General features: G+C 61.4%; 19 protein-coding genes. 8 read left to right on the plus strand and 11 right to left on the minus strand.

Annotation, left to right across the window (positions count from 1 at the left end):
- From ABRP28_RS08035 to ABRP28_RS08050, 4 genes are read left to right on the plus strand one after another with little or no spacing between them, the layout of a single operon-like run.
- Nucleotides 1-750, plus strand: a complete 750-nt coding sequence (locus ABRP28_RS08035; protein ID WP_350001745.1) for a glycosyltransferase family 2 protein — start codon at nucleotides 1-3, stop codon at nucleotides 748-750.
- On the plus strand, nucleotides 747-1,163 hold the full coding sequence (locus ABRP28_RS08040) for a DUF2304 domain-containing protein (RefSeq protein ID WP_310111065.1): 417 nt from the start codon (nucleotides 747-749) through the stop codon (nucleotides 1,161-1,163). The genes ABRP28_RS08035 and ABRP28_RS08040 overlap by 4 nt, the downstream gene beginning before the upstream one ends.
- A gap of 33 nt (nucleotides 1,164-1,196) precedes the next feature.
- Nucleotides 1,197-2,084 carry a glycosyltransferase gene (locus tag ABRP28_RS08045; protein WP_350001746.1) on the plus strand — a complete coding sequence of 296 codons (888 nt, stop codon included), beginning with the start codon at nucleotides 1,197-1,199 and terminating at the stop codon, nucleotides 2,082-2,084.
- Between the two features lie 24 nt (nucleotides 2,085-2,108).
- Nucleotides 2,109-3,203, plus strand: a complete 1,095-nt coding sequence (locus ABRP28_RS08050) for an NAD-dependent epimerase/dehydratase family protein (protein WP_350001748.1) — start codon at nucleotides 2,109-2,111, stop codon at nucleotides 3,201-3,203.
- Between the two features lie 104 nt (nucleotides 3,204-3,307).
- On the opposite strand, the gene ABRP28_RS08055 is transcribed toward ABRP28_RS08050, so the two are convergent.
- Nucleotides 3,308-3,646 (minus strand): hypothetical protein, encoded by a 339-nt coding sequence (locus ABRP28_RS08055; protein WP_374152952.1) that lies wholly within the window; start codon nucleotides 3,644-3,646, stop codon nucleotides 3,308-3,310.
- Between the two features lie 926 nt (nucleotides 3,647-4,572).
- Between ABRP28_RS08055 and rfbA the strand changes: the two genes are divergently transcribed.
- Together rfbA and ABRP28_RS08065 are read left to right on the plus strand one after the other, a co-directional pair.
- Entirely contained in the window at nucleotides 4,573-5,436 is an 864-nt protein-coding gene (gene rfbA, locus ABRP28_RS08060) for a glucose-1-phosphate thymidylyltransferase RfbA (protein ID WP_350001753.1), read from the plus strand.
- 71 nt (nucleotides 5,437-5,507) lie between these two features.
- Nucleotides 5,508-6,074, plus strand: coding sequence for a hypothetical protein (locus ABRP28_RS08065; RefSeq protein ID WP_374152953.1), 567 nt, complete (start codon nucleotides 5,508-5,510; stop codon nucleotides 6,072-6,074).
- Nucleotides 6,075-6,125: 51 nt separating this feature from the next.
- Here ABRP28_RS08065 and ABRP28_RS08070 read toward each other — a convergent pair whose 3' ends face one another.
- The 5 genes from ABRP28_RS08070 to glf form a co-directional block, all read right to left on the minus strand.
- Nucleotides 6,126-8,108: a DUF6541 family protein gene (locus tag ABRP28_RS08070; protein WP_350001756.1), complete on the minus strand. Its 1,983-nt coding sequence runs from the start codon at nucleotides 8,106-8,108 to the stop codon at nucleotides 6,126-6,128.
- Nucleotides 8,109-8,198: 90 nt separating this feature from the next.
- Nucleotides 8,199-8,954 (minus strand): ABC transporter ATP-binding protein, encoded by a 756-nt coding sequence (locus ABRP28_RS08075; RefSeq protein WP_163162339.1) that lies wholly within the window; start codon nucleotides 8,952-8,954, stop codon nucleotides 8,199-8,201.
- A 1-nt stretch (nucleotide 8,955) separates the two neighbouring features.
- Complete coding sequence (locus tag ABRP28_RS08080; RefSeq protein WP_350001759.1) at nucleotides 8,956-9,825, minus strand: ABC transporter permease; 870 nt, start codon at nucleotides 9,823-9,825, stop codon at nucleotides 8,956-8,958.
- Nucleotides 9,826-11,817: a glycosyltransferase gene (locus ABRP28_RS08085; RefSeq protein WP_350001761.1), complete on the minus strand. Its 1,992-nt coding sequence runs from the start codon at nucleotides 11,815-11,817 to the stop codon at nucleotides 9,826-9,828.
- Nucleotides 11,814-13,001 carry a UDP-galactopyranose mutase gene (gene glf, locus ABRP28_RS08090; RefSeq protein ID WP_350001763.1) on the minus strand — a complete coding sequence of 396 codons (1,188 nt, stop codon included), beginning with the start codon at nucleotides 12,999-13,001 and terminating at the stop codon, nucleotides 11,814-11,816. Before glf ends, ABRP28_RS08085 begins: the two co-directional genes overlap by 4 nt.
- Before the next feature lie 222 nt (nucleotides 13,002-13,223).
- On the opposite strand from glf, the gene ABRP28_RS08095 reads away from it, so the two are divergent.
- Nucleotides 13,224-17,375 carry an FtsK/SpoIIIE domain-containing protein gene (locus ABRP28_RS08095; RefSeq protein WP_350001765.1) on the plus strand — a complete coding sequence of 1,384 codons (4,152 nt, stop codon included), beginning with the start codon at nucleotides 13,224-13,226 and terminating at the stop codon, nucleotides 17,373-17,375.
- Between the two features lie 15 nt (nucleotides 17,376-17,390).
- Here ABRP28_RS08095 and ABRP28_RS08100 read toward each other — a convergent pair whose 3' ends face one another.
- Nucleotides 17,391-17,798 carry a hypothetical protein gene (locus tag ABRP28_RS08100; protein WP_350001768.1) on the minus strand — a complete coding sequence of 136 codons (408 nt, stop codon included), beginning with the start codon at nucleotides 17,796-17,798 and terminating at the stop codon, nucleotides 17,391-17,393.
- A gap of 311 nt (nucleotides 17,799-18,109) precedes the next feature.
- On the opposite strand from ABRP28_RS08100, the gene ABRP28_RS08105 reads away from it, so the two are divergent.
- Nucleotides 18,110-18,358 carry a WhiB family transcriptional regulator gene (locus tag ABRP28_RS08105; protein ID WP_015937605.1) on the plus strand — a complete coding sequence of 83 codons (249 nt, stop codon included), beginning with the start codon at nucleotides 18,110-18,112 and terminating at the stop codon, nucleotides 18,356-18,358.
- 122 nt (nucleotides 18,359-18,480) lie between these two features.
- Here ABRP28_RS08105 and ABRP28_RS08110 read toward each other — a convergent pair whose 3' ends face one another.
- The 4 genes from ABRP28_RS08110 to ABRP28_RS08125 are packed head-to-tail and all read right to left on the minus strand — an operon-like array spanning nucleotide 18,481 to nucleotide 26,835.
- A complete protein-coding gene (locus ABRP28_RS08110; RefSeq protein ID WP_104184989.1) occupies nucleotides 18,481-19,947 on the minus strand; it encodes a sensor histidine kinase in 1,467 nt (488 codons plus the stop codon).
- 28 nt (nucleotides 19,948-19,975) lie between these two features.
- Nucleotides 19,976-24,829: an NAD-glutamate dehydrogenase gene (locus ABRP28_RS08115; protein ID WP_350001771.1), complete on the minus strand. Its 4,854-nt coding sequence runs from the start codon at nucleotides 24,827-24,829 to the stop codon at nucleotides 19,976-19,978.
- 57 nt (nucleotides 24,830-24,886) lie between these two features.
- Nucleotides 24,887-26,194, minus strand: a complete 1,308-nt coding sequence (locus ABRP28_RS08120; RefSeq protein WP_350001773.1) for a P-loop NTPase — start codon at nucleotides 26,192-26,194, stop codon at nucleotides 24,887-24,889.
- Nucleotides 26,191-26,835, minus strand: coding sequence for a hypothetical protein (locus ABRP28_RS08125; protein WP_350001774.1), 645 nt, complete (start codon nucleotides 26,833-26,835; stop codon nucleotides 26,191-26,193). Before ABRP28_RS08125 ends, ABRP28_RS08120 begins: the two co-directional genes overlap by 4 nt.
- Nucleotides 26,836-26,890: the final 55 nt, after the last annotated feature.

A 26,890-nucleotide genomic window follows, 5' to 3' on the forward strand; every position in this document is an offset into this window, starting at 1 on the left:
ATGTCAATCCCCCCCTACACCCGCGCCCTCGTCATTATGCCGGCGTGGAACGAAGCGGAGTCCGTTGGCAATACAGTCCGCGAAGTGCTGGCGCTGCGTGAGACATATGACGTTCTGGTCGTGAATGACGGTTCCCAGGACAGCACGGCTGCCGTAGCCCGAGAGGCTGGAGCCGTGGTTCTGGACCTCCCCTTCAACCTCGGCGTAGGCGGGGCCATGCGTGCCGGCTTCAAGTACGCAAAGCGGAACGGATACGACGCCGTCATTCAGGTGGACGCCGACGGCCAGCATGATCCCAAAGAAATCGCCCGGGTACTGGCTGCCTTGGCGGAGGCGGACATTGCCATCGGCGCCCGCTTCGCGGACCGCGGCACCTACAAGGTCACCGGACCACGGCGCTGGGCCATGGTCCTGCTCGCCAAGGTCATTTCCGCCCTGGCCCATACCCGCCTGACGGACGTTACCTCTGGATTCAAGGCGGCCAACCGCCGTGGCATCGATCAGTTCATCGACCACTACCCTGCCGAGTACCTGGGCGACACCATCGACTCGCTGGTTGTAGCCATCAGGTCCGGCTGCGTGATCACCCAGGTTCCCGTAGAGATGCGGGCGCGCCAAGGCGGAACGCCCAGCCACAATCCACTGAAATCTGCCATCTACCTAGGCCGGTCGGTGTTTGCCCTGCTCTTCGCCCTGACACGGCGACGCTCGCAGATCCAAACAACTTCCCCCCAACTCGAAAGTGCATGATCTTGCCCGTTCTGGCTGCTTTCATACTTGCCCTTGTCATCGTCGTCCTCGTGGTCGAGATGCTCCGCCGGAAGAAGCTCCGCGAGAAGTATGCGGCGCTCTGGCTTGTGGTCGGCCTGGCCACACTGGTCCTTGCGGCCTTCCCACAGCTTTTGGCCCAGACAGCCCGGCTCCTCGGTGTCCAGGTCCCTTCCAACCTTTTGTTCTCCATGACCATCTTGTTGGCGCTGGGCGTCTGCCTCCACCTCTCATGGGAAATCTCTGTCGTGGAGGATGAGACCCGAACCCTGGCCGAGGAAGCAGCAATCCTGCGAACCCATATCGAACGGCTGGAAGCCAGGCTGGACGCCGAATTGGCGGAGCCTTCCCGGACTTCGCCAGCAAACGAGCCCGCTCCCCTTGACCGCGGCTAAAGCCGCATTGCCCCAAAAAGCATTGGATCTCTTATGGCACTTGATATTTTCATTCCCTACTGGGGCGACCCGGACTACATGAAGCAGACGGTCCGAAGTGTCCTCGAACAGGACTCTGACGACTGGCTCCTCACCGTTGTTGACGATGCTTACCCTGACCACGAGATCCAGAGGTACATGGCCGGGATCGAGGACCCCCGCGTCAAGTACATCCGCAAGGAACAGAACGCCGGAATCACTGAGAACTACAAGACCTGCGTCGCCCTCGCTACCGAAGAGGTCATGGTCATCCTGGGCTGCGACGATGTACTCCTGCCCAATTACGTCAGGGTGATCAACGCCGCCCATCAGAGGTTTCCCGAGGCCGCCATCATCCAACCTGGCGTCCGTGTCATCGACGGGGATGGCACCGCGGTGCGAACCCTGGTGGACATAACCAAGCAGCACCTTGTCCGGCCCCGGACCCAGGGGCCGCGTCTCCTGTCTGGCGAGTCTCTTGCGGTCAACCTGATGCACGGCGACTGGCTCTACTGGCCTTCCCTAGCGTTCCGCACTGACAAAATTCGTGCCGTCGAATTCCGGTCCGGCTTTCCCATCATTCAAGACCTCGCGCTGGTCATGGACATGGTCTACCGCGGCGACCAGCTCCTGCTCGAACCCACCGTGTGCTTTGCTTACCGACGCCACTCGGAAAGTGCCTCCTCCACAAAGCTGGTTGACGGCTCCCGCTTTGCCGGCGAACGAGAGTACTTCGAGGTGTCGGCAGAACAGGCAAGACTCAATGGCTGGACCAAGGCCTCACGTGCTGCGAACCTGCGCCTGACATCCCGCGCCCACGCCCTCGCACTGCTGCCCAAGGCCTTGGGCAGCAGGAACTTTCCGGCAGCGAAGGTCCTCCTCAGCCACACATTCGGTAACTAGATGTCAGCTTCAGAAAGGCCCATCATGACAACAACCACCTCCGAAGCCGGGACCCAGGGAACAGTCCTGGTAACCGGTGGCGCCGGCTTCATCGGTTGCGCCATCTCGAGCGACCTAGTAGCCAACTTCGGCCGCGTGGTGGTGGTGGATAATCTGCACCCGCAGATCCACGCTTCCGGCGAGCGGCCGGCCGGGCTTCACGAAGGCGCCGAATTGGTGGTTGCTGACATTACCGAGGCCCAAACGTGGGACAAGGTCCTCGCAGACGTCGCTCCCGACGTCTGCATCCACCTCGCCGCCGAGACCGGGACGGGGCAGTCGCTGGAGGAGTCCACGCGGCACGCCCACGTCAATGTGGTGGGAACGTCGCAGATGCTTGACGGACTGAACCGCCACGGCAAGCTCCCCCGTCGGATTGTCCTGTCCTCCAGCCGCGCGGTCTACGGCGAAGGCCCTTGGGACGATGCCGAAGGGCACAGGTTCTACCCGGGACAGCGCACCAGCGCCACATTGGACAAGGCACAGTGGGACTTCCCCAATGCGACGCCTGCAGCTATGAAGGCCTCCGAGACCTTCCCCGCTCCTGTCAGCGTCTACGGCGCCACAAAGCTCGCCCAGGAAAACATCCTCCAGGCATGGGCAAAGTCCTACGGCGTTGAGACGGTTATCCTGCGCCTCCAGAATGTCTACGGACCCGGCCAGTCCCTCATCAATCCCTATACCGGGATTATGAGTTTGTTCTGCCGCATGGCCATGGGCGGCAAGTCAATTCCTCTGTACGAGGACGGCGAGGTCCGCCGTGACTTCGTGCTCATCGACGACGTAGCCTCGGCTATCGTGGCTGGAGCACTTTCCCCGACCGTTCAAGGAGAACCCATGGACATTGGCTCCGGGGAATTCCAAACCATCGGCACCGCCGCCAAGATCATCGCGGCCCGCTACGGCGCACCCGATCCGCACGTCACGGGCCAGTACCGCCAGGGCGATGTGCGGCACGCGTGGGCTGACGTCGAAGCTGCCAAGGCAACACTTGGCTGGAAGCCTCAGTACAACCTGGAACAGGGCATTGAACGGCTCAGCACATGGATTGACGCACAGCCGGACGTTCAGCCTTACTGAGCATAGCCAGCAGAACGCAGGCGACGGCGGTTGCGGAAGGTACCGCCGTCGCCTGCGTTCAATGCCTGATCCAAAGCCCCCGGCTGACAAAGGGCTGCCCATTCTCAGCTGTCGAAGGTGGCCAGGATGTGATTGAGTGCTGCCTGATTTTCGGGATCTACGATGATAACGGCTGACGGCTCCGCCTTCATGATCCTGTTCACCACAGGGCGCAGGTTGTCCACGCCCCCGCTGAGCTCGAACATGTTCAGCGAAAGCTCCCAGCTTCTTTCGGTGTAGGTTGCCGTCAGGCCGTCGTACCACTGCTTGGCCAGGATGGCATCAATGTCGGCAGGCCTTGTGGTGACATAGACTGCTGGCTGGCCCTGGCGGCCCATGGTGGCGGCCATCAGCATCTCCACGGGGCGCGGCACTTCTTCGAGTACTTTCAGCTCCTTCGCCATGGCCACCGCCGAAGGGGACGAAGGCGGCAGGCCCTCCTTTGCCAGCGGGAAAATGAAGCCGAAGGCCTGCATTGCCGCAAGAGTCGCCAGCGCCGAAGCCGCAACGGGTCCTGTCCTGCTGAGCCGCCTGGAGTCTATTGGGGAGGCAGCAGCCGCTCCGCTTCCCCCGGCCAGCCACTAGACGGCATACCTTCATGCTGCGACCACCAGATCCACAGTAGCTGCAGCGTTCAACGCTCGGGCCAGCAAGATGCTGATGAACAGGCAAACGTTCGCTGTTAACATACTGCTGGGTCCATTGCCCGGACGCTGTCAGACGTTCAGACAACACAATTGGCATACTGCGCGGCCAGGCGGTATACCCTGGCTATCGTTTTAGATGCCAGGCAGTGAGTCCTTACACTTCCAGGAACGGCTAAGCAGCGCCCCGGCGTCGTATTCAAAATTCGTATTCACCATCTCATTAGACGTGGAGTGTCGGCGACACGAAGCCTCTGAACTCACAGGCTTCCTCAACAGAAGATGATCGGGGGACCGAATTGACGGTAAGCACTGGATAATCTATATCGACGTGATTCGGGCAACACGCTGGGCCAGCTAGTACCCCTCGTCTTGGGCCTCAACTCGCAAGCCGCGGAACCCTAAAAAGTTAAGACCGTCCATCCGTGCTGTTACTCCCGACGAAACACATTGCCTAGTGCCACCTGGACGCCAACTGGTGAACCCAAGGGTGCCCCGGAAAAGTCCAGTACTTAACTAGGGTCAAGTATCCCTTGGAAACAAGCGAAATGCGACGATTACGGCTTAACAGCCTTTGGTAAAACATAGGCGTCAAGCCTCGACTGAACCCAATGGGTTAGCAACGTGTGTTGACGCTGACACCGTCCCGGTTTGCCCCGCGCCAAAGCTGCGGCAATGATGGACTAATGCGCGGAATTATCCTTGCCGGAGGCACCGGATCCAGGCTCCACCCCATCACGCTTGGCATCAGTAAGCAGTTGGTCCCGGTCTACGACAAGCCAATGATCTACTATCCCCTGTCCACGTTGATCCTGGCGGGCATCCGGGACATCCTCATCATCACCACGCCCCAGGACGCGGACCAGTTCCAGCGCCTTCTTGGTGATGGTTCACAGTTCGGTGTGAACCTCTCCTACGTCCAGCAGCCCAGCCCGGACGGCCTCGCGCAGGCGTTTATCCTAGGGGCAGATCACATAGGCGACGACACCGTTGCCCTGGTTCTTGGAGACAACATCTTCTACGGCCAAGGCATGGGCACGCAGTTGCGTCGGCACGCGAACATCAAGGGGGGCGCCGTGTTCGGCTACTGGGTAAAAGATCCCTCGGCGTATGGAGTGGTGGAATTCGACAGCGAAGGCAAAGCACTTTCCCTTGAGGAGAAGCCCGCGCACCCACGCAGCCACTATGCCGTTCCTGGCCTCTATTTCTATGACAACGACGTAATCGACATTGCGAAGAGCCTCAAGCCCTCTCCTCGCGGAGAGTTGGAAATTACCGACGTCAACAAGGTGTACTTGGACCGTGGCAATCTGCAGGTGGAAATTCTGCCGCGCGGGACCGCGTGGTTGGATACCGGAACGTTCAACGATCTCAGCGACGCATCGAACTTCATTCGGACGGTGGAAAACCGGCAGGGCCAGAAAATCGGCGCCCCGGAGGAGATCGCGTGGCGTTTGGGCTTCCTTACGAACGACGACCTGCGCCGCCGCGCAGAGCCCCTGGTGAAGAGCGGTTACGGCGCCTATCTTCTGGAACTCCTGGATGAATGATGCAGTCTGCTGTCACTAAGCCGGAACTTGCGGCTGGAGATTGGTCCGCAGGAGGCGGGCCATCCCGGACTATGGCAAAGAAGGACGCCACTCGCACTACCAGCAGATCCACTATCGCGAAGGCTGCAGTTCAGCCAAGGAGCATCATGCGAACCCCGATTAAAGTCATCCTCTCGATAGTTGCTGCAGGTGCGGCCCTCAGCTCATGCAGTATTGCCGACGCGCCTCCCAGGAACTCCCCCACGCCTACCCTGCAGCCAACTAAAACCGCCAGCACTACGTACCCGCCATCAGATCGGGAACCAGACGTGCGGCTGACGGTTACCACCCTGAGCGGAAATGCCGGTCTTCAGTCGACACATCATCTCGTTTGCGTTGGAACCTCGGCCGTAGAGGGAACAGATCTTCCGGGTGCAGGGGACGCCTGCAGGGTTCTGGAACGGCAACCGAGTCTCCTGGAGTATGAGTCGGCCGAGACCAGTGAAGACTGTGAGGCCGTTGGTCAGCCGCATATTGCAGATGTTTTCGGCGAGATCGATGGCAAGGCAGTCAGGACCAGCTTCCGCCGCGACAATGAATGCAACGTCAAGACATGGGACAAGCTGGAAACACTGTTGGGAAGCGTTAAGGAGAAGTAGGCGAGGACGGCTTTCCGCGTAGTGCCGATCGGCATTCCGATCAGCCGCCTCCTACCAGCAGGCTTCAACCCTGAATAGACGCGCGCCGGATCCTTCCGAATCAACGAGCTCCAGGCTTGCATTCTCCTCAAGATCCATTACACCGCCATAGCCGGCGAGGGTTCCCGTGACGGTCCTGGTGCCAAAGTCCAGAACATACCGGACGTTAAGGCTTCGAACAGACTCACAGACAGCGGGAAAATCAGCAGCGTCCTTGAGGCCGGCATTTACGACATCGACGTCAGACCCATGAGTGGTCAGGATGTGGGGCTGGATAACAGTACGGCCGGACAACGCGTAGGCCAGTGCCGTCCCGCTGCTTGGTAACCCGGCAATGTTGGCGTCTGGCTCGGTTGTTTGCGGAAGGCGCTCCAACAATTTTCTTTCCTCTGGGGACAGGAGCGCAGCATTGGCGTCACTGCGGTATTGCCAGTGTGCTTGGTAGGAGGCAAAATTCACCGGCAGCAGTTGAGGTGCTATTGGAACAATGGCCGCGGCATAGACCACCGAGACCAGGACGGCCTGCCGTGTGGGACCTGGGGTACCAGGAAGTCGGGTCTTTCCAAAAACGGACCCATCAGCCGTCCGGATCTTTTCTCTTACAAGATCTAAGAGGAACAGCGCGCCAATAACCGCTGGTCCCAAAACGACAACGGGCAGCAATGCCGCCAAGCGGTAGCTGTCGAAGTACCAGACTCCCGTGATGAATTGCCTAATGGGTGCGTTGTACCCTGCGGCGAAGAAGAACAGAGCCGCGCCGATGAGATACGTTCCGATCAACCACCGTCTAGACTTCGTGATCCAGAGATGGACTATGCCCGCAATGAGGCAAACGCTGAGTATCTCTTGGGACGGACGGCCCAACGGAGCATTGAACAGGAGCTCCCCTATGGCCTGGGGAGGGGTTTGGACAACCCTCCAATTCGCCGCATCTGACGGGGGCCGAAGGAAGTACCACACAACTGTTAGCAGGACCAGGCCACCGAGCAGCGCTGCAGTCAGAATCCGGGCCTGACGCCGGGAATCCTTGGATTCTGGCGGCCAAAGACGCCTGATCCGGAAGTAGTAGACCGCCAATGCTCCTGGAAGAGCGAATGCCAGAAAAGCCATCAACGTACTTGGGTGTGCGAGGGCGACTCCTGCGACGGCAACACCCAGGCTTAGCCAAGCGATCAGGGCTGGCGGGCGGCTGTGATAACCCAGCCCCAGCGCAGTGAAGGCGAGCCCCAGCGCGGCAGGCAGGACAGAGATCGAAAGCAGATTGGGATACAGCACGCCCCAGTCGATCATCAGGATCGGAAATGTCGCAAAGCCAGCTGAGAAAACTAAGGTCACGATCGCCGTCGCCTTACGATATCCGGCGACCGCAAAGGTGAGGAAGAGAGCGCTGAGTGGCCACGCTACTGCGCCGATGGCAATGCTGGTGGAATTCACGAGGACGGGTATGGTCGCACCCGTGAGCTCCCCCACGATTGCCACAAATGCGTGCCAACCCGCGGGATAGGCACTGATCCCCGTAAAGGCTCCCAAATTGAGGGGTGATGAATTTTGTGACTCCATTGCCCAACGGACTGCATTCAAATGGAAGACATTATCGTAGGTCTGCGAAATGGAGTCGGGATGGATCATGGCAGTTGCCATTTGCATGCTGATGACCAAAGACGTAATGACGATTCCGACGCCCACCGTCAGGGATAATCCTGACCTGCTCCGAGGATGTTCGGCGCGGGCTTTCCCCGAACCCCAAAATTTGGACACAAAGAACGCAACAACTGAGACGACCGCGCAGCCTACAACGACCGGTACTGGCGACCACGGTATCCGGGCAAATGGAAATATCAGCGCCAGGAACCCGATAGTTCCGATGCTGAACGCTGGTGCGACCAGGAGGGCACTGATTCCCCGCATTCGGACAGCCAACGCGGTTGCCAAACCAGGAAGCAATAGCAGCAGCACTGCTGTAAGGATTACTGGCAATGATTGCCACCAGGACACGGAACACCACTCTCGGGAGATTTGGGACAGATACTGACAGGGAGGCGCCGGCTAGGAAACCACGTCGATCCAGTTCACCGGCTTCTAGCTCTAAGTCTCAGTGAGGGACCGGCGACGCAGTTCCGAAACGACGTCATGCACATCCCCGTCCATAATGACTTGGCCGTGCTCCAGAAGGACGCCGCGCTCACAGACAGTGGCAACGAGGTCCAGATCATGGCTGACCACAAAAAGCGTCTTGCCCAAATCGGCCAGCTCCTTGATCTTTGCGATGCACTTCCGTTGGAATGGTTCGTCGCCGACAGCCAAAATTTCGTCGATCAGGAACACTTCAGGATCTGTGTGCACTGCGATGGAGAAAGCGAGCCGGAGATACATTCCGGACGAATAGAATTTGACTTCGGTGTCGATGAATTCACCAATCTCGGAGAACTCGACGATTGAATCAAACATATTATCGATCTGCTTCTCAGTCATCCCGAGAATCGCGCCGTTCAGGTACACGTTGTCACGACCGCTCAGGTCATGGTGAAACCCGGCACCCACTTCAATCAGTCCGGCCACCCGGCCCCGTGTCCGGACAGTCCCGCCGTCTGGCTGCAGAACTCCAGAAATGAGCTTCAGCAGTGTCGACTTTCCGGAGCCGTTGAGGCCCATAAGCGCCACCGTTTCCCCTTGTTTCACCTCAAGAGAAACGTCTTTAAGCGCCAGGAACTTTTTGGACAAGTCCCCCTTCCGGCCCTTGACGAGCCAAACAAGGGCTTCCTTCAACGAGCGTGTATGGCGCAGGACAAACTGCTTCCTGAGGCCCACACAACTGATGGCCACGTTGCCGTGGGAAGTCATCTCAAAGCTCCTGTGCAAAGTGGATGGCAAGGCGGCGGAATGTCAACTGGCCCAGGAACAAAACTGCTAATGTCACCAGCATCGCTACGGGCAACCAGACCGTCAGAAGATCGGGCGGCATTGTGTCGGCGACCATCTGATCCGCTTTCAGCGTCGGTTCCCAAAACGCCCAGTGGAAGACCTCGACGGCGACTGTCATGGGGTTCAGCTGGTAGACCCAGAACCATGGTCCCATCACCCGTTCGACCATTGACCAGACATAGAGTACGGGCGAGGCCCACGTTACGACCATCACGATCATATCCACAATGTTTTCGGAGTCGCGGAAATAGACGTTGATAGCACCGAACATAAGGCCCAGCCCCGTGGCCAGAACAGCGACCATCCCGAAAATCAGGACCACCGCGCCCAATTGCAGGATCGATGGCGTCCAGCCCACAACAAAACAGGCACCAATCAGGACGAGTAGTTGCGGCAGGAAGTGGGCGGCCGAAACCCACACAGTGGATACCGGAAACAGTTCTCGGGGGAGGTAAATCTTCCGAATCAGATCACGATTATCAACAATGGAACGGGTTGCATTTGAGAGCGACTCCGTGAAGAAATTCACCAGGACAATGCCGGCAAACAAATAGATGGCGTAGTTGGGTGTGCCCCGCTGGAGGTTCAGGAAGATGCCCAGCGCAACGAAGTAGATGAGGAACTGCACCAGCGGCTTGACATAGGACCAGAGCAGCCCCAATACGGAGCCGCGGTAGCGCACCTTGATTTCCTTGCGCACCAGCAGCTTTAGGAGGAACCTGTCCCCGTATACGTCAAGAAGCCCTCGTCCGCTTCCAGGCTTTACTAACTGGTCGGTTTGACCGGCCATCTAGGCGTCGTCCTTCGCATTCGCCTCGAACGTCTTCTTCCAGGCGTCGAAGGAGCTGATTTCCGGCACAGCCCGACGATACTGGTCGGCGAGCTTGTCCCACTCTCGAAGTAGCTTGGCGTGCAGCAGGGTCGCTTCGGCGAGCATCGATTTCAGCTTTTTTGGGTCCCGCTGATACCACGAAGCACCGGTGCCTTCGGCGTTGGACACCACAACGCTGTCGTAGTGGGCAACCCTGAACCAACGGTTATCCCGGTGGGCCAAGTATCCTTGAGGACGCTCGGTGCTCTCCGGACCGGGCGCTTTGATCAGCTGCCGGGCAACCGTCTTTATCCCCCAAGGAATCAGCTCCTTCTTGCTGGGCATTCCTACGACTGTGCCCCCCATAGGTCCGCGGCCGATCTTCGGGGCAGGGAAGTCGTCCACGTCATCCTTCAGCTGGGCATCCGGATACTCGGACTTCAGCGCATTGATCTCCGGCAGTTTGGTGGGCAGGAGTTTATGGAGACCTTCGGGCCCCTTGAAGAGGTCCCGGAGCGCCTCAATCCGACCGTGCTCGGTGAAGTACTGCATGGACACAAGATGTTTAACATCGGCCTGCACGGATTCACGCAAAACACGGCCCCCCTTTGGATAGGGACTGTGGATCAGCGTGGTGATCAGCCGGTTCCTGGCGTGGAAATACGCCTGCCAGCCCACCAGGTCATCCTTGTCAATCCAGGAGACGTGCCACACAGCCGCACCGGGGAGTGACACGGTGGCGAATCCTGCTTCCCTCGCGCGAAGTCCATACTCGGCATCGTCCCATTTAATGAAGAGCGGAAGGGATAGGCCGATCTCCTTGATGACCGATGTTGGGATCAGACACATCCACCATCCGTTGTAATCCACATCCACGCGCCGGTGCAGCCACGGAGTCTGGCGGAGATTGGCTACGCTGAAGTCGTGCCGTGTTTCCATGTCGGCATGCGGCAGGGCCGGAACAATCCGGAACGGATCCACGACCTCGCCGAAGGTATGCAGGACGCTGCGGTTATAGAGGTCGAACATATGGCCACCAACAATGGTCGGTTTCCGGCAATGGTCGGCGAAAGTTAGCAGCCGGACAATGCTCTCGGGCTCCACCACAATGTCGTCATCGAGCAAAAGTACGTAGTCGCTGCCGTTTTCTACCGACTCATACATCCCGCGGGCGAAGCCGCCCGATCCCCCGAGGTTGGCCTGGTTTATCACCCTTAGCTTGCCGCCCAGTGATTCCCTAACAGCCTCGAAGTCCTCTTGCTGTTCGACCTTCAATGTTCCCTGGTCCACAATGAGAATCTCCTTGACGTTGTCCAACACGTCACGGTTCTCAGCCAAAATTCGGGCGTTGTTAAGGCAGAAGTCAGGTTTATTCATGGTGGTGATTTGCAGCGTTACCTGGCCCTTCGGCCGGGAACCGTCCCGGGCTTCCCACTGCCCGTTCTCAATAACGAGATCACCGGAGCTCGCAGCCAAGTCAAACCAATACCAGCCGCCGTCTCCGAACGGCTTCAGCGTCAGTTCAAAGATTGAAGTGGCAGTACCGTCGACATGTTTTCCATCGACCCGCTGCACAGACCCGCGGGCGTTGGACTTGTAGACAGTTACGGTCCCGGTTCCTTTTGTCTGGACTACGAGGCGCACGTCGCGCACGGAGGTCCAGCGCCGCCAGTAACTCGCAGGGAACGCGTTGAAGTAGGTGCCAAAAGACATCTGTTCACCAGAACGGATGCGCATGGAGTGACGGGACAAAAGGTCTTCGAAGTGTGCCTCACGGCTTTCCGAACTGGACATCTGCAGCTTATCTTCAAGCAGCTTGGGCGTTCGGGCAAACTCATCATTTTCGCGAAGCCGAATTCCACTGGCGGATCCGGCATCCACATAGAGGGACACTGTGTCCGGCTGGTCCGACGAGGGCAGAATGATGCGCTGAATAGGTGCCCAGCGGGTGCTTTCTTCTTGCTCACTCATGCGTCCACTCCTCCACTTTCAAGTTTGGTGCCCGCCTCGAAGTGCGGCCTGATTTTGTTGTCGAACATGCTGAGTGCAGAACCAATGGCCATATGCATATCAAGGTATTTGTATGTGCCCAGCCGGCCGCCAAACAGGACGTCATTCTCCACAGCAGCGAGGTCTCGGTACTTGAGCAGGCGTTCCCGGTCGGCGGAAGTGTTGACCGGGTAGTACGGCTCATCGCCCTTCTCGGCAAAGCGCGAGAATTCGCGCATGATAATTGTCTTCTCCGTCTGGTAGTCGCGCTCCGGATGAAAATGGCGGGGTTCGATGACGCGGGTGTAGGGGACGTCGTCGTCGTTGTAGTTCACAACCGAGGTGCCCTGGAAGTCACCGATATCCAGGACTTCTTCTTCAAAATCGATGGTGCGCCAGGAAAGGTCGCCTTCGGCGTAATCGAAATAGCGGTCAACCGGCCCCGTGTAAACAACCGGGATGTTGCCCACCACTCTTTTCTTGCTGTACTCATGCGACTCGTCGAAGAAATCTGTATTCAGCCGCACCTCAATGTTCGGGTGCTCTGCCATCTTCTCGATCCACGCGGTGTAGCCGTTCGTGGGAAGGCCCTCGTACTTGTCGTTAAAGTACCGGTTGTCGTAGTTGTAGCGAACCGGAAGCCGGGAGATGATGCCAGCCGGCAGGTCCTTGGGATCCGTCTGCCACTGCTTTCCTGTGTAGTGCTTGATGAATGCCTCGTACAAGGGACGGCCAATCAGCTGGATTCCCTTGTCATTCAGGTTCTGGGGATCCGTTCCGGCAAGTTCGCCTGCCTGCTCCTGGATAAGGTCACGCGCCTGGCCGGGCGTGAGGTTGGCACGGAAGAACTGATTGATCGTGGCCAAGTTGATGGGCAGGGAATAGACCTCGCCCTTGTGGACGCCGTAAACCTTGTGGACGTAGTTCGTGAACGTGGTGAAACGGTTGACGTACTCCCACACACGCTCGTTTGAGGTGTGGAACAGGTGGGCCCCGTAGCGGTGCACCTCGATACCTGTCTGCTCTTCTCTTTCGCTGTATGCATTACCACCGATGTGGTGGCGGCGGTCGATAACGACGACCTTCAAGCCGAGTTCAGTAGCGGCCTGTTCTGCGATTGTCAGGCCAAAAAAGCCGGACCCAACGATAACGAGGTCAGCGGTCACAAAATCTCCAGTGTCGTATGCGGGCAGCACAATGTCGTCCAAAGTCTGCTGCTCTAGCCTACCCGAGGCACAGCAGCCCTCGTCGAATCGGCTGGGCACCGGCGCGCACACAGCACCTCTGCCACGGACATGCGGAACTTGTCCACATGGGACATATGGGAGTGTCGCGCAGTCAGTGCCGCTGGCTAGCCTGAGTGCAAAGGCACCAAAGGATCTGCAACCATGACGCTTCACTGCACACTGGTCCGAGGCCCGCGGTCACCGCAAGCCGGACCGCCCCTGGAACTCACTGTCACGGCTCCCGCCGGCACGTCCGGTGAGGCAATCCACACTGAGCTTGTCAGTACGTTCGGCACGGGAGTTGTCTATGTTGACGGGGAGGATCTGCGTTCCCTGAGCCTCGGAACGGCACCCCTGATCGCGGGCGCCGTCCTGGTTGACGGCGGAAGCGAGCCCGCTGGCCGGAAAGCCCGGCGGCGGCCTGCCTCCGATTCCGGTGCCCCCATCGCTTTGGCGGTTCACAGCGGCGCCGGAGCCGGCACCCTGATTCCCCTGCAGCGCGGCACCTACACCATTGGCAGAAGTAGCACCCGCATCATCATCCCGGACCCTGAGCTTTCCCGGGAACACGCCCGTCTGGTCGTCACCGAAAAGGACATCATGATCGTCGATCTGGGCAGTGCCAACGGCACGTTCATCGACGGCGAGCGGGTACGCCATGCGCTGATCTCCTCGGCTACCTCCATCCGCTGTGGCAGTTCAACGATGTCCCTGATCTTTCTCGACGGCCCGGAGAAAGCACTTGCCGACGCCGGCACTTCAGTCCAGGATCCCCTTACCGTTGCGGGTCGTCCGGAGTCCGGCAACCGCGGAATCCTTGTGCTCACCGCAGTGCTTCCCCTGGTCATCGGCGTGGGACTCGCCGTCCTCACGGGCATGTGGATGTTCCTGGCTTTTGCGGCGGTTTCGGCAGTATCCGTGCTCATCCCGCTGGCTGCCGGGCGTCGGCAGCGGCTCGAATTCGCCAACAGGATCAGCGCCGCCGTCAAGGCGGACCAGGAGCGGCGGAAGCGCGCCGGCCCGTCACTGGCGCTGCTGGCGCTCGCTGCAGCCCAATGCCAGGTTGCGCCTTCGGCAGCTCCCGGGGAGGGCAGGGTGTGGCTGCGGCTTGGACTGGCTCCGCAGGCCGCCAACCTGAAGATCGAATCGGGGAACGCTCCGCAGGCGATTCCGTCCGCCGGGGAGATGCCCGTGTTGTTGAACCCGGCGCACAGCCCCACCACCTTGCGGGGACCCCGGACAATGCTCGACGGAATGCTGCGGTCACTCGTTATGCAACTCGCCGGGTATCCAGGAGGCTGCAGGGCGCGCATTGTGATCTGCGGCCATCCGGGAACACTTCCCCTTCCTGCCCGCTTTCTCCGCAGCGTCACGCTGGCCGCCTCCCTGGAGTCGTGCCTGCGCACGCTCACGGAAGGTTTCAATCACAACCATGATCACGGCGTGCTCCTGCTCACGTCCGCCTTGGGCGAGGATGAGGCAGGGCTGCTCGAGCAGGCGGCTCAACAGGGCTGGCAAGTGCTGGAGTTTCGTTCGGCTGACAGCCCTTCCGGTATTGCCGACGTAGAACTCACCGAAAAGGAGTCGTACCTGCGCGAGCCAGGCAGGGAAACCACGTTCATCCCGGACCTCGCGCCTGAGGATGTGTTCAGCAGCTACTGCCGGCAACTGGCGGCCTCCCCGCAGCGGCTGGACCGCGCGGAGAACCAAGTTCCCCCGGTCTGCACCCTTGACGGGCTGCTGCCTCCGTCCCCCACGCACACTGCTGCCCGCTGGAACTCCCCTGCGCGCGCGGGCACTCTGGCAGTCCCCCTGGGCCTCCAGGCAACGGGTCCCTTGATCCTGGACCTGCAAAGCGATGGTCCGCACGTGCTGGTTGCAGGAACAACTGGTTCAGGAAAGTCCGAACTGCTGCGCAGCCTGGTGCTGGCACTGGCTCTGACCCATCCGCCGGACCGCGTCAATTTCCTTTTCATCGATTTCAAAGGCGGTGCCGGACTCAGCCCCTTGGACGGACTGGTCCACTGCGTCGGCGTCCTGACCGACTTGTCCGCCCATGAGCTCGAACGTACGCTTACCTCGCTCAAGGCTGAGATCAGGCTCCGCGAGCAAGCCCTCGCTGCGGCACAGGTGCCGGACCTTGCAGCCTACCGAACCTCTCCTGCCTCCCGGGACAACCCACTTCCCCACTTGGTGATCGTCATCGACGAGTTCCGCATGCTCGTGGACGATGCGCCCGAAGTACTCCGAGAACTGATGCGCATCGCCTCAATCGGCCGCTCGCTTGGCCTGCACCTGGTCATGGCAACCCAGCGGCCCCAGGGCGCACTGACCGCAGATATCCGGGCAAACGTCACCTCAAGCATCGCGCTCCGCGTTCAATCCGGTATGGAGTCGCACGATATCCTCCAGAGCAACGCTGCTGCAGGAATCAGCATTGGCACCCCGGGGCGTGCCTTCATCGCCCGGGGTACGGAACCGCCTGTGGAGTTTCAGGCTGCATCAATCGGGATGCCCGCCCCGGACGGGGACCTGGAAGAAATCAAGGTGCAGCTCGCCGCTGATTTCCTTTCTGCCTGCGGCCAAATCAGCCCGGCACCTGCAGGTCCCGCGGGCCGGACTCCCGCACAGGCAGCTGCCCCTCTCGTCGCGATGGTTCGGCATCTTTGGACCATAGCGGCAGGTCCGGCACCGCGGATTCCGGTGGCCCCTCCGCTGCCGCTGAAGCCAGCCCGCCCTGAGTCCGGCGTGCCCGTGTTGCACCCGGGGGGCGGCAGGACAAAGGGGCCAGCTATTGCATTGGGCCTGATCGACATGCCCCATCGGCAGGAAATCAGGTCCTTGGTCTGGTGCCCGTCAACTGACGGCCATCTTGCCTTGATAGGTGCTCCCCTGTCCGGAGCATCAGAAGCCCTCGAACTGGCAGTCCGTGGCATGGCAGAACATGCGGAAGAAACCCACTTGTACTTCCTGGATGCGGTTGCCGCGTTCCGCGGACTGGCAGCGCACCCGCGCACCGGAGCTCACGCCGGCCTGCATGAGCTGCGGCGGGGCGTCCGTGTCCTTGAGCGGCTGGGCCAGGAACTGGCCACCCGGCTAAGCCGGGCTGACCACGGGGGTATTCCGCTGGTTCTCGCCATCTCTGGATGGGGTTCCTGGGTGTCAGCTTTTCGGGCGGGCCCGTTCGCTTGGGCCGAGGACGTAATGCTCGATCTTGTCCGCGACGGAATGAGGACCGGAATTACTGTCATCATCTCCGGAGAGCGGGAACTCGTTACCGCCAGGTTCTGCGGATCGCTGCCCAGCCGCATCTATTTCCCCACCGGTTCCAATGAGGACAGCAGGATAGCGTGGCCAAAGCTGCCCGCCACTGCAGCGGTCAAGGGTAGAGGCGTAGCGTTTGGTTCCATTGCCTGCGGCACCGCATCTGTGTGCCAGCTTTACGAGCCCGCTCCCGACACTTCCGGGCCCGACAGAGCCGGCAGGACCGTCACCCAGCAGTCTCTGGCACGGCCCTTTCGGATTGAGCCGCTGCCCGTCCGGCTGACAGTCGCGGAGGCCAGGGCAGCAGCCCATGGTACGCAAGGGACGGCGACGGGACGGGGACAGCCTGCTATTGCAGATGCAGTGGCCCAGACTAAGGCTGCGGTAGCCGCAAAGTACGGGCCAAGGCAAGCCGGGGACAACGCACCGGAAGGAATCTTCGCGCCAGCATTGGCAGGGGTTGCTGGACATCGCCCTGCGGCCGGTGCGTCCGTGCCGCGGGATGTGCTTGTCGGTGTCGGCGGCGACGAGCTGGACCCCGTCTTTGTGCAGGTGCCGCCAGGGGGCACCTTTGCCGTCTTGGGAGGACCTGGATCAGGAAAAACAAACTTCCTGCGGGCCCTGCAGGCGCTGAACCCGGGTGCAGACGCGTGGCTTCACCCCGCCAAGATGAGCGACCCCGCCGAGTTTTGGAAGGGAGTCCTCGAGAAGGCGAGGCAGGGAACACTGCCCCGATCAGCGGCGCTGTTGGTGGACGACATTGACCTGATGGCTGCCGGTACCCTCAGGGATCTCTCCGACCTGCACAGCCTGGGCCAGGCAGTGGTCTTCACGGCCAGCTACAGTCCTTTACTGATCCAGCGCGTTCCCGTGGCGATGGACGCCCGCGCCGCCGGGAGAGGGCTCCTGCTGGGGCCGCGATCAATGTCGGAGGGCGACCTTTTCGGAATCCGCTTCGAGATAGAACCGAACCCTCCCCCGGGCAGGGGGGTTCTGATTGCCCGCGGGAAGTCTTCGGCGGTGCAGGTTGCCTGGGCGGGGACGACCTGATGCGACGGAACCGGGTCATAATGCCGGGGTGGCACCTCCGGTGCGGGAGGCGTAGCTGATCACTTTGTTGTTGAACAGGAGCACGATCGCGGTGACCGCAGGAACCAGCATTGCGAGGCCGGCGGGCACGAGGCCGCTGCTGAGGGCTGGGAACCCGATGGTTAAAACAAACAGTTGCGCCACCAGGGCAGCGGCGCGGGTCCAGCGGTACCCCCGGAAAAGGAAGACGGCAACGGCGTACAGCCACGCAGAGAAGGCAAGCAATAGGCCTAAGGTGAATACAGCTCCCCAGAAGGACAGGACCGGGGCCCCGATCACCAACTGGTACCCGTACCAGCCGGCAGCGAGCAGTAGGGCCGTGGCTTCTGCTGCTACCACCAGAGTCACGACAATAGCGGCCGGCGGCCGGTGACCCTGGGCCATTCCATCAGGCCGTTCCGGCCCCTGACCGGGTTCTTCGAAGGAAGGCTGGGGGTTCGTTGGGTTTATCGGGGGTCTTGACACACTGGCACCCTACCGGACATAGTCGGACAGTGGTTGGGGCCGCCAGCGCCAGTGTGACGTATCGCTCAGCTTTCCGCGGATATCAAGCCGTATTACCTCTTGTTTACACGTCGTTAACATGACAGGCTTGATTCAGATGACCAAGGGGGCCCTGCCGGGCCCTTTTCCTTTGTAGCCACTAGTGAATAATTTCACAAGGGCTCTTCCCAGAAATGGAGCAACTGATCAGCATGGATTGGCGTAACCGCGCAGCGTGCCTCGAAAAGGACCCTGAACTCTTCTTCCCCGTCGGGAACACCGGGCCAGCCCTTCTGCAGATCGAAGAAGCAAAAAGCGTCTGCCGCCGCTGCCCCGTTGTGGACACGTGCCTGCAGTGGGCGTTGGAATCGGGCCAGGACGCAGGCGTCTGGGGCGGCATGAGTGAAGACGAGCGCCGTGCGCTGAAGCGCCGCGCTGCACGCGCCCGCCGCGCTTCCTAGGCATACAGCAAGGCATAAATAACAGCCCCGGCCGCAACCACAAGGTTGCAGCCGGGGCTGTTGCTTGTTCGGCCTGCCCAACCCGAAGGTCGGGCTAACCAACAGCTTCCCGCGGAATGGACTTACTTACCGGCCAGGCTTATCCGAATCTCCACTGCGGTGCCCCCGCCTTCGCGCGGCCGCCATTGGATAGTCCCGCCCAGCTCGCTGGTCACCAAGGTCCGAACGATTTGAAGCCCAAGCCCCTCAACGTGAGGCGTATCCGGAAGCCCCACGCCGTCGTCGGCAATGGTGACAGTCAGTTCCTCACCATCATCCCCCTCGGACCGGTCAGCGATGAGCCAGACAGTCCCGGCCCTGCCTTCGAGCCCGTGCTCCACAGCATTGGTCACCAGTTCATTGATGACAAGGGCCAGCGGGGTGGCAAGATCGCTCGGCAGCTCTCCGAAAGTGCCGGATCGCTCCGTCCGGACCTGCTGCGAGGGTGAGGCGACTTCGGCCGACAACCGGAACTGGCGCCCGATCAGCTCGTCGAAATCAACGCTCTGCGTAAGCCCCTGGGACAAAGTTTCGTGGACCAGCGCAATAGTGGCGACCCGGCGCATGGCCTGCTCCAGCCCCTGCTTTGCTTCGTCGCTGACCATCCGGCGGGACTGCATGCGCAGCAGCGCCGCTACAGTCTGGAGATTGTTCTTGACGCGGTGGTGGATCTCACGAATGGTTGCATCTTTGGTCACCAGCTCCATTTCGCGCCGGCGAAGCTCCGACACATCACGGCAAAGGACCAGCGCGCCGAACCGTTGCTGCTCATCCCGCAACGGAATCGCGCGCAGTGACAGGCTCACGCCACGTGATTCGATTTCACTGCGCCAGGGCATCCGCCCGGTAACCACCAGGGGCAATGTCTCGTCCACCATGCGGCGGTCCTTGAGCAGGCTGGCGGTCACCTCGGCCAGTGAGCGGCCCTCCAACGATTCCCCATCACCGAGCCGTCTGAACGCCGAGACGCCATTGGGGCTCGCGTACTGCACGATTCCCTCCGCATCCAGCCTGATGAGCCCGTCCCCTACGCGGGGTGCGCCGCGGCGGGAACCGGTGGGCGAGGCGAAGTCCGGCCACAGCCCCAGCGTGCCCATCCGCAGGAGGTCGTAGGCGCACTGGCGGTACGTGAGTTCAAGGCGGGACGGCATCCGCGAGCTGGAGAGATCCATATGGGTGGTGACCACCGCCAGCGTGCGCCCGTTGCGGACCATGGGAACGGCCTCCACGCGGAGGGCCATATCGCTGCTCCAATTGGTTTCGCTGGAGCGCTCGATGGAACGGCTGTTCCAGGCCTTGTCCACAAGGGGCTGCAGGTCGGAGCGGATGCCCTCCCCCACGAAATCCCCGTGGAACACGGTGTGCGTGGTGGAGGGCCGCACGTGGGCGAGCGCCACGTAGCCAAGCTCAGGGTGGGGAAACCACAGGGCCAGGTCGGCGAAAGCAAGGTCCGCAACCATCTGCCAGTCCCCCACCAGGAGGTGCAGCCACTCGGCATCGCCCGGCCCAAAATCAGCGTGTTCCCTGATAGGGTCCGTAAAGATTGCCACTGCACCTCCATTTGCGACGCCGGACTTGCTAGCGTCGGACGATTGACCTCAAGAGCCTCAATGCTACCGACAGTGAAGCCATATCGTCGGCCTCCAGCGAATTCACCTCGTCGAACATGCTCTTGGCCCTGGTGAGCTGCTCGGCATTCCGCGCCTCCCAGTCCTTCAGCCGCGCCTCCGGCGAGTCAGCGGCGGCAGTAGCGTCCAGCACCGCCGTCGTCATGTCTGAAATGGTGGAGTACAGGTCATCCCGCAAAGCCGCCCGGGCCAGCGCCTGCCACCTGTCCTGCCGGGGCAGGCTGCTGATCCGCTCCAGCAGTGAATCGGCGTGGAACCGGTTGAAGACGGTGTAGTAAACGGCCGCGATCTCCTCTACCGGGTCTTTGCGCACGTGCGCAATCTTGGCGATGTCGAGCAGCACAAAGCTTTCGAAAAGTTCTGCCCAACGCAGGGCAAGACCTTCCGGCAGCTCCCACTCGCGTGCGTTCTCCAGCCAGCCGGCCACCCGTTCCCGGTCATCACCGCGCAGGTATTCCAGCAGGCGCCCCCGCATTGGCTCCATCACGGGTTTGAACTCAGAGACTACGTCTGCGATGGGCCGCGACAGCGTTCCCTGTCCCAGGAGCCAGCGGACTGCCCGGTCCAGCAACCGCCTGATGTCCAGGTGGACGGTGCTCCAATGCTCCGTGGGGAAGGACGCCGGGAGGCTGTTCAGTTCCCCCACCATGGTGTCCAGATCGTAGACCTCCCTTAGCGCAACGAACGCCTTGGCCACGGCCACTTCACTGGCGGAGGTTTCCTCCATGACCCGGAAGGCGAACGTAATCCCGCCGAGGTTGATCATGTCGTTGGCGACCACCGTGGCGATGATTTCGCGGCGGAGCGGATGGGTGTCCAGTTCGGCGTCAAAGCGCTCGCGCAGCTGCGCCGGGAAATAGGCGCGCAGTGTCTGCCTGAACCACGGGTCGTCGGCCAGGTCGCTTTCCCTCAGAGCAGTCGCCAGCTCGATCTTTGCGTAGGCGGCCAGCACCGAGAGCTCCGGAGACGTCAGCCCCTGCCCCTGCTGCAGCCTCTCGTGCAGCGCCTCCGTTGTGGGAAGCGCCTCGAGATCCCTCTTCAGGTCGGCTTTCTTGTCCAGCCAGTCCATCAGACGTTCGTAGCTGGGGCTCCACTCGGCAACCCTGGTCCGGTCATTAAGCAGCAGGATGTTCTGGTCGATGTTGTCTTCGAGCACCAGCCGGCCCACTTCGTCGGTCATTGACGCCAGGAAGCCAGCGCGCTCTTCCGGCGACAGCTTTCCAGCCGCCACCATCCGGTCCACGAAAATCTTGATGTTGACCTCATGGTCGGAGCAGTCAACACCGGCAGAGTTGTCAATGGCGTCGGTATTGAGGATGACGCCCTGCAGCGCTGCTTCAATGCGGCCGCGCTGTGTCATGCCGAGGTTTCCGCCTTCGCCCACAACCTTGACGCGCAGGTCCCGGCCGTCGACGCGGATCGCGTCGTTCGCCTTGTCCCCGACCATAGCGTTGGTTTCGGTGCTCGCCTTAACGTATGTACCGATGCCGCCGTTGTACAGCAGGTCCGCCGGGGCCAGGAGGATGGCGCGGAGGAGTTCGGGCGGGCTGAGCTCGGTTGTTTCCGCCGGCAGCCCCAGTGCAGCACGAACCTGGGCTGACACCGGAATTGATTTGGCCTGCCGGGCAAAGACGCCGCCGCCCTCGCTGATCAGCGACTTGTTGTAGTCATCCCAGGAGGACCTCGGCAGCTCGAACAACCGCTGCCGTTCCGCGAACGAGGATTCCTCGTCGGGGTTGGGATCGAGGAAGATGTGCCGGTGGTCGAAAGCGGCGAGTAGGCGGATATGGCGGGACAGCAGCATGCCGTTGCCGAACACGTCTCCGGACATGTCACCCACGCCGACCACGGTGAACGGCTGGGTCTGCGTATCAAGGTCGAGCTCGCTGAAGTGGCGCTTCACCGACTCCCAGGCGCCGCGGGCGGTGATACCCATCGCTTTGTGGTCGTACCCTACAGAGCCGCCGGATGCGAACGCGTCACCCAGCCAGAAGCCATATTCCGCAGCCAGGCCGTTGGCGATGTCCGAGAAGGTCGCAGTGCCCTTGTCGGCGGCCACCACGAGGTAGGAATCGTCGTCGTCATGCCGGACAACGTCCGACGGCGGCACGAGCCTTTCGTTGTCACCCTCAGTAATAAGGTTGTCGGTGATGTCCAGCAGACCCCTGATAAAGGTCTTGTAGCTTTCGATTCCTTCCGCCATCCAGGCAGCACGGTCGGCGGTGGGGTCCGGCAGCTGCTTGGCGAAGAACCCGCCTTTGGCGCCCGTGGGCACGATGACCGCGTTCTTGACGGTCTGCGCCTTCACCAGTCCGAGGATCTCGGTGCGGAAATCCTCGCGACGGTCGGACCAGCGCAGCCCGCCGCGGGCCACCTTGCCGAAGCGGAGGTGGACGCCCTCTACCCGCGGCGAATAGACCCAAATCTCGAACATGGGACGCGGGAAGGGCAGTCCCTCGATCTGTGAAGGATCGAGTTTAAAGCTCAGGTGGGTTCTGTTCTGGTAGTAATTCGTCCGGAGCGTCGCCTCGATCAGGTTGACGAACGTGCGCAGGACCCTGTCGGCGTCGAGCGTTGCCACCTTCTCAATGGACACTTCCAGATCCTTGCGGACGGAAGCCTGCGCCTCGGCCCGCTCGTCTTCCGAGAGGGACGGGTCGAATCGCGCCGCGAACAGCGCATTGAGCCCCTTGGTTACGTGCGGGTTGGCCAGCAGGGTATCTGCCATGAACCCGAAGGAATTGGTGTTGCCCATCTGGCGCATGTACCGCGCATAGGCGCGCAGCACGGTGACCTGCCGCCATTGCAGGCCCTCCCGCAGGACCAGGCGGTCGAAGCTGTCCGATTCGGCTGCGCCCGTAACCGCGGCGCCGAAGGAATCGGCCAGCAGCTGCCCGGTCGAGAGCGGATCCACCTTGGCCGGGTACTTCAGGCCGAGGTCGTACAAAAAGAAGTCGCGGCTGTCCGCGGTCTCAATTTCAAAGGGCCGCTCGTCCAGGACTTCCAGGCCAAGGTTGTGGAAGTACGGCAGAATCTGGCTGAGGCTCTTGGGTTCCAGCATGTAGAGCTTGACGCGGGCGTCTTCCTCCAGCGTTGCGCCCGCTCCTTCCGGGAGGTAAACGTGCACGCCGGGCCGCTCCTGCACGGTGCCCCCAGACCGTTCTGCGGCCGCGCCGTATTTCTCGAAACGCGCGATATCTTCGAGGGCGTCCTCGACTTCGTAGTCCACGCGGTAGCTGGCCGGGAACGCCTCGGACCAGATGGCGGCAAGCTCCTTTGCCCCCGCAACGTCCCCCTTCTCGCGCAACACCTCCGCGATGCCCTCGCTCCAGGAACGGGCGGCGCGGACCAGGCGCTTCTCGAGCTCCACGGTATTCACGCCGCTGAAGTCGGCATTCTTGGGCAGCCGGATGCGGAAGAACAGCCGCGCCAGCGCCGACTCCGTCATGCGGGCTTCGTAGTCGATGGAAACGGCCTGGAAGGTTTCGCGGAGCTCCTGCTCGATACGGAGCCGGACGTTGGTGGTGTACCTGTCCCTGGGGAGGTACACCACGGCGGACATGAACCTGCCATAGATGTCCGGCCTGAGGAAAAGCCTGGTGCGCCGGCGCTCTTGAAGCTTCTGAATCCCAAGAGCCGTTGCGGCCAGGTCCTGGATCTCGATTTGGAACAGCTCGTCCCGCGGGTATGTTTCCAGGATTCCCAGCAGGTCCTTGCCGGAGTGGGAGTCCGGCGGAAAGCCTGCGCTCTGGAGCACCGCGTCCACCTTTTCCCGCACGATGGGGATATCCCGGACGGAGCCGGTGTAGGCGCTGGTGGCAAAAAGTCCAATGAAGCGGCGCTCCCCATTGACGTTGCCCTCGGCGTCAAAGCTCTTTACCCCGATGTAGTCCAGGTATGCCGAACGATGGACGGTGGACCTGGAGTTCGCCTTGGTGATGACCAGTGCACGCTTCTCACGGGCTTTTTTCCGGCCGGTATCTGTCAGGTGCTGGATATGGGGCGAGTCCTCGGAATCCCTCAACAGCCCAAGGCCGCTGTTGTCGCGCAGCTCCAGGACGTCTTCACCATCGACATTGACCAGGTCGTATTCCCGATAACCGAGGAACGTGAAGTTTCCATCGTCAAGCCAGCGCAACAGGTCCTTCGCTTGCCGCAGTTCCGCGATTTGTGCAGGATGGGCGATCTGGTCCAGGCTTTCCGCGATCTGGACGGCCTTCTGGCGCATCTTCGGCCAGTCCTCAACGGCGGCGCGGACATCCTTAAGGACACGTTCAAGGCCCTCGAGGAGAGCCGTCTTTGCTTCCTGCGACACACGGTTAATCTCGACGGCGATCCACGACTCCATGTGGGAGGCATCCCCGCCCTGGGCAATCAGGTGCGAAAGGCTGGGCATGGCAGCAGTGTCACCGCTGGATATGCCGAGGTGGGCCGGGACCCTGCTGACCTTGGCCAGCTGGCCGCTCTCCCGGTTGCGCGCCGCTACAAAAAGCGGGTGGATTACCAGCTTGATGGCGGCATGCTGCCGGACAAGCTCGGCATTCACGGAGTCGACCAGGAACGGCATGTCATCCGTGACAACGAAGACGACGCTGCTGTCTTCCTCGTCCATGACGGCGATATTCGCCTGTCCCCGCTGCCGGACCGAGGCGACCTTGCGGTGATAGTCCGCCCGCGCCACCAGCACGTCCCGAGGGTAGGCCCGGGCATCCTCTTCGGCTAGGTGCTGGTAGTAGTCCCCGATGAAACTCTCATCGCCTTCAATGGAAAGGGGCTGATCCTCCACGCTGGATCCAGACGACATCGACAAACGCCTCCATCACGAAATATTTGCTGCACCATTGCAGCTCTTATGGCGAGCCTAGTCCTTCGCCCGGCGGCTTGCTGTAGAAGAAAAGACAGAGGATTTCCGCTTTTGCTGGGCGGGTGCACAAACCAATTCCCGGATTGCGTGGCGAAGAGGAGAATCAGGTGCCGCTTCAAGCAGCAGCGAGCCTCCCAGGAGGGCGGCATCAGCCGCGGCAGCATCGTGGGGCAGGAACCCCTTGAGGTCAGATGACGGGCCATAACGTTCCCACGCGTCCCTCAACTGGCGTTCGGGGCCCCTGCCCACGGCCGAGGCACGCACCCTGTTCATGACGACAATTGGCGAGATGCCGGGTACGGCCTCGTCGAGTTCGGACAGACCGCGCACCAGTCTTGGCACCCCAACCGGATCGGCAGCACCGACTGCGTAAACCGTGTCGGCCAGTTCGAGGGACCGCAGCGTTGCCGCATTCCGCCGCGGCGCCATCGTGTCGAAGCTGAGCTCCTCATCCGCTTCAAGGCAGAATCCGGCGTCTACCACCACCACGTCAGCTATTTCCCGCGCCCGGCCGAGGACGAGCGCGAGTGCTGAGGCGCGAAGCTCCGTCCAGCGGTCTGCGCGGGTTATGCCCGTGAGCACCCTGAAGGTACCGGACTTCATGGCGACCGGCGCTGCGATCTTTTCAAGCGCTTCGCTGTCCAGCAGTCCCTGGTCTGCGAGCCGGCAAGCTTGTGCCAGGCCAGCGGACTCATCGAGGAGCCCGAGCACGGCAGCGATGCTGGCGCCATAGCTGTCAGCGTCGACAAGAATTACTCCTTTACCATCCGCCGCCAGCTCGCCGGCCATGTTTGCAGCCACGGTGGTCCGGCCGGGCGCTCCAGCCGGTCCCCAGACGGCGATGATCTTGCCCGGCCCAGGATCGTCAGCGCCTGGAGGCGGCTCCGCGGGGACCGGCTTCAGCGCGTCGCCGGGATCAGCCGGGCTGCTCCGGGCGGAAGCACGCGGTCCCGTTCCCGACAACTGGGACACAGCCTCGGCAATCCTGTCCGACAATGCAGCGGACTCCACCCCGGTCAGCGCGGACGCTACCCCTATCGCCCGGAGCCTGGCCGCTTCATCCGTGTTGTCTGTCAGGGCAACAATGGCCACCCCAACTGCTGAAAGCCGGTCCACCAGCGAGGAGGTCAGGCCTTCGGATCCTTCCGCCACGACGGCGGCCCGCGCCAGCCCGCTTTGGCATGCGGCGAGGAGTTCGGGAAGTTCCGCACACCTCCTGACCACCGTTACCGGCCCGTGCAGCCGCTCCAAGCCACCGACAAGATCCTCCCGGCTCTGACCGACGGTGACCACCGGAATGCTCATTTGGTGCCGCCGCCCGGGTTCCAGACAACTGAGATCTTAGCTCCGTTGGCTTGGGCTCCCAGCAAGGCAGGCATATGGCTGTCCTCCACCAGCACCATCAGGACGGTTTTCTTTGACGACCCCAAAGCCGTGGATCCGGCTGCCACCTCGGCTATCTCAGCGCCGGGAAGAAGGAGCTTCGGCTCGTTGAATCCATTGCGGGCATCCGGTAGCCCCACCCAGACGTCTACCCTGGCTCCGGCTACGGCCTGTGCCGGGAGTGTCTCGTCAACAGTGACAGCTACCGGCTTTCGGTCAAGTTCGTCCACCTCGCCGAGGCTGGCCCGGGGAACCAGCTGGTTCTCTCCAATACGCTGAAGTGCCACGACGCCTTCAGGGAGCCCGGACTCTGCTGTGATGTACTGGCTTTCGGTATCTCCCAGGCGCACCCTCGCACGAACCACGTTGTCTTGGGTCAGCCTCTCCCCTACAGCGATACCATCCCGCGCCGCGAATACTTCTGTTGTCCGGTCCGCGCTGCCGACAAGGAAAACAACACCCGCCACCGAGACCAAAACCAGGAGGATACCCACCAGCAGCCGGGGATCCTTCCAGGACGGCCGCTTCAGCCGTGCCGCTGTGGCAGATACTTCAGGCACCATCAAGTCTTCTCCCCCTATAAGCCGGCCCTGCTCGCCGTATCACCCTCATTGTTAC

The organism is Pseudarthrobacter sp. WHRI 8279 (assembly GCF_040224115.2).
In the GTDB taxonomy this organism is placed as follows: domain Bacteria; phylum Actinomycetota; class Actinomycetes; order Actinomycetales; family Micrococcaceae; genus Arthrobacter.

Excerpts from the sequence above, each read along its gene's own strand:
- ABRP28_RS08035 (WP_350001745.1), top strand. The coding sequence starts at position 1 with ATGTCAATCCCCCCCTACACCCGCGCCCTCGTCATTATGCCGGCGTGG.
- ABRP28_RS08040 (WP_310111065.1), top strand. The coding sequence starts at position 747 with ATGATCTTGCCCGTTCTGGCTGCTTTCATACTTGCCCTTGTCATCGTC.
- ABRP28_RS08045 (WP_350001746.1), top strand. The coding sequence starts at position 1,197 with ATGGCACTTGATATTTTCATTCCCTACTGGGGCGACCCGGACTACATG.
- ABRP28_RS08050 (WP_350001748.1), top strand. The coding sequence starts at position 2,109 with ATGACAACAACCACCTCCGAAGCCGGGACCCAGGGAACAGTCCTGGTA.
- ABRP28_RS08055 (WP_374152952.1), bottom strand. The coding sequence starts at position 3,646 with ATGGCGAAGGAGCTGAAAGTACTCGAAGAAGTGCCGCGCCCCGTGGAG.
- rfbA (WP_350001753.1), top strand. The coding sequence starts at position 4,573 with ATGCGCGGAATTATCCTTGCCGGAGGCACCGGATCCAGGCTCCACCCC.
- ABRP28_RS08065 (WP_374152953.1), top strand. The coding sequence starts at position 5,508 with ATGGCAAAGAAGGACGCCACTCGCACTACCAGCAGATCCACTATCGCG.
- ABRP28_RS08075 (WP_163162339.1), bottom strand. The coding sequence starts at position 8,954 with ATGACTTCCCACGGCAACGTGGCCATCAGTTGTGTGGGCCTCAGGAAG.
- ABRP28_RS08080 (WP_350001759.1), bottom strand. The coding sequence starts at position 9,825 with ATGGCCGGTCAAACCGACCAGTTAGTAAAGCCTGGAAGCGGACGAGGG.
- ABRP28_RS08085 (WP_350001761.1), bottom strand. The coding sequence starts at position 11,817 with ATGAGTGAGCAAGAAGAAAGCACCCGCTGGGCACCTATTCAGCGCATC.
- ABRP28_RS08095 (WP_350001765.1), top strand. The coding sequence starts at position 13,224 with ATGACGCTTCACTGCACACTGGTCCGAGGCCCGCGGTCACCGCAAGCC.
- ABRP28_RS08100 (WP_350001768.1), bottom strand. The coding sequence starts at position 17,798 with ATGGCCCAGGGTCACCGGCCGCCGGCCGCTATTGTCGTGACTCTGGTG.
- ABRP28_RS08105 (WP_015937605.1), top strand. The coding sequence starts at position 18,110 with ATGGATTGGCGTAACCGCGCAGCGTGCCTCGAAAAGGACCCTGAACTC.
- ABRP28_RS08115 (WP_350001771.1), bottom strand. The coding sequence starts at position 24,829 with ATGTCGTCTGGATCCAGCGTGGAGGATCAGCCCCTTTCCATTGAAGGC.
- ABRP28_RS08120 (WP_350001773.1), bottom strand. The coding sequence starts at position 26,194 with ATGAGCATTCCGGTGGTCACCGTCGGTCAGAGCCGGGAGGATCTTGTC.
- ABRP28_RS08125 (WP_350001774.1), bottom strand. The coding sequence starts at position 26,835 with ATGGTGCCTGAAGTATCTGCCACAGCGGCACGGCTGAAGCGGCCGTCC.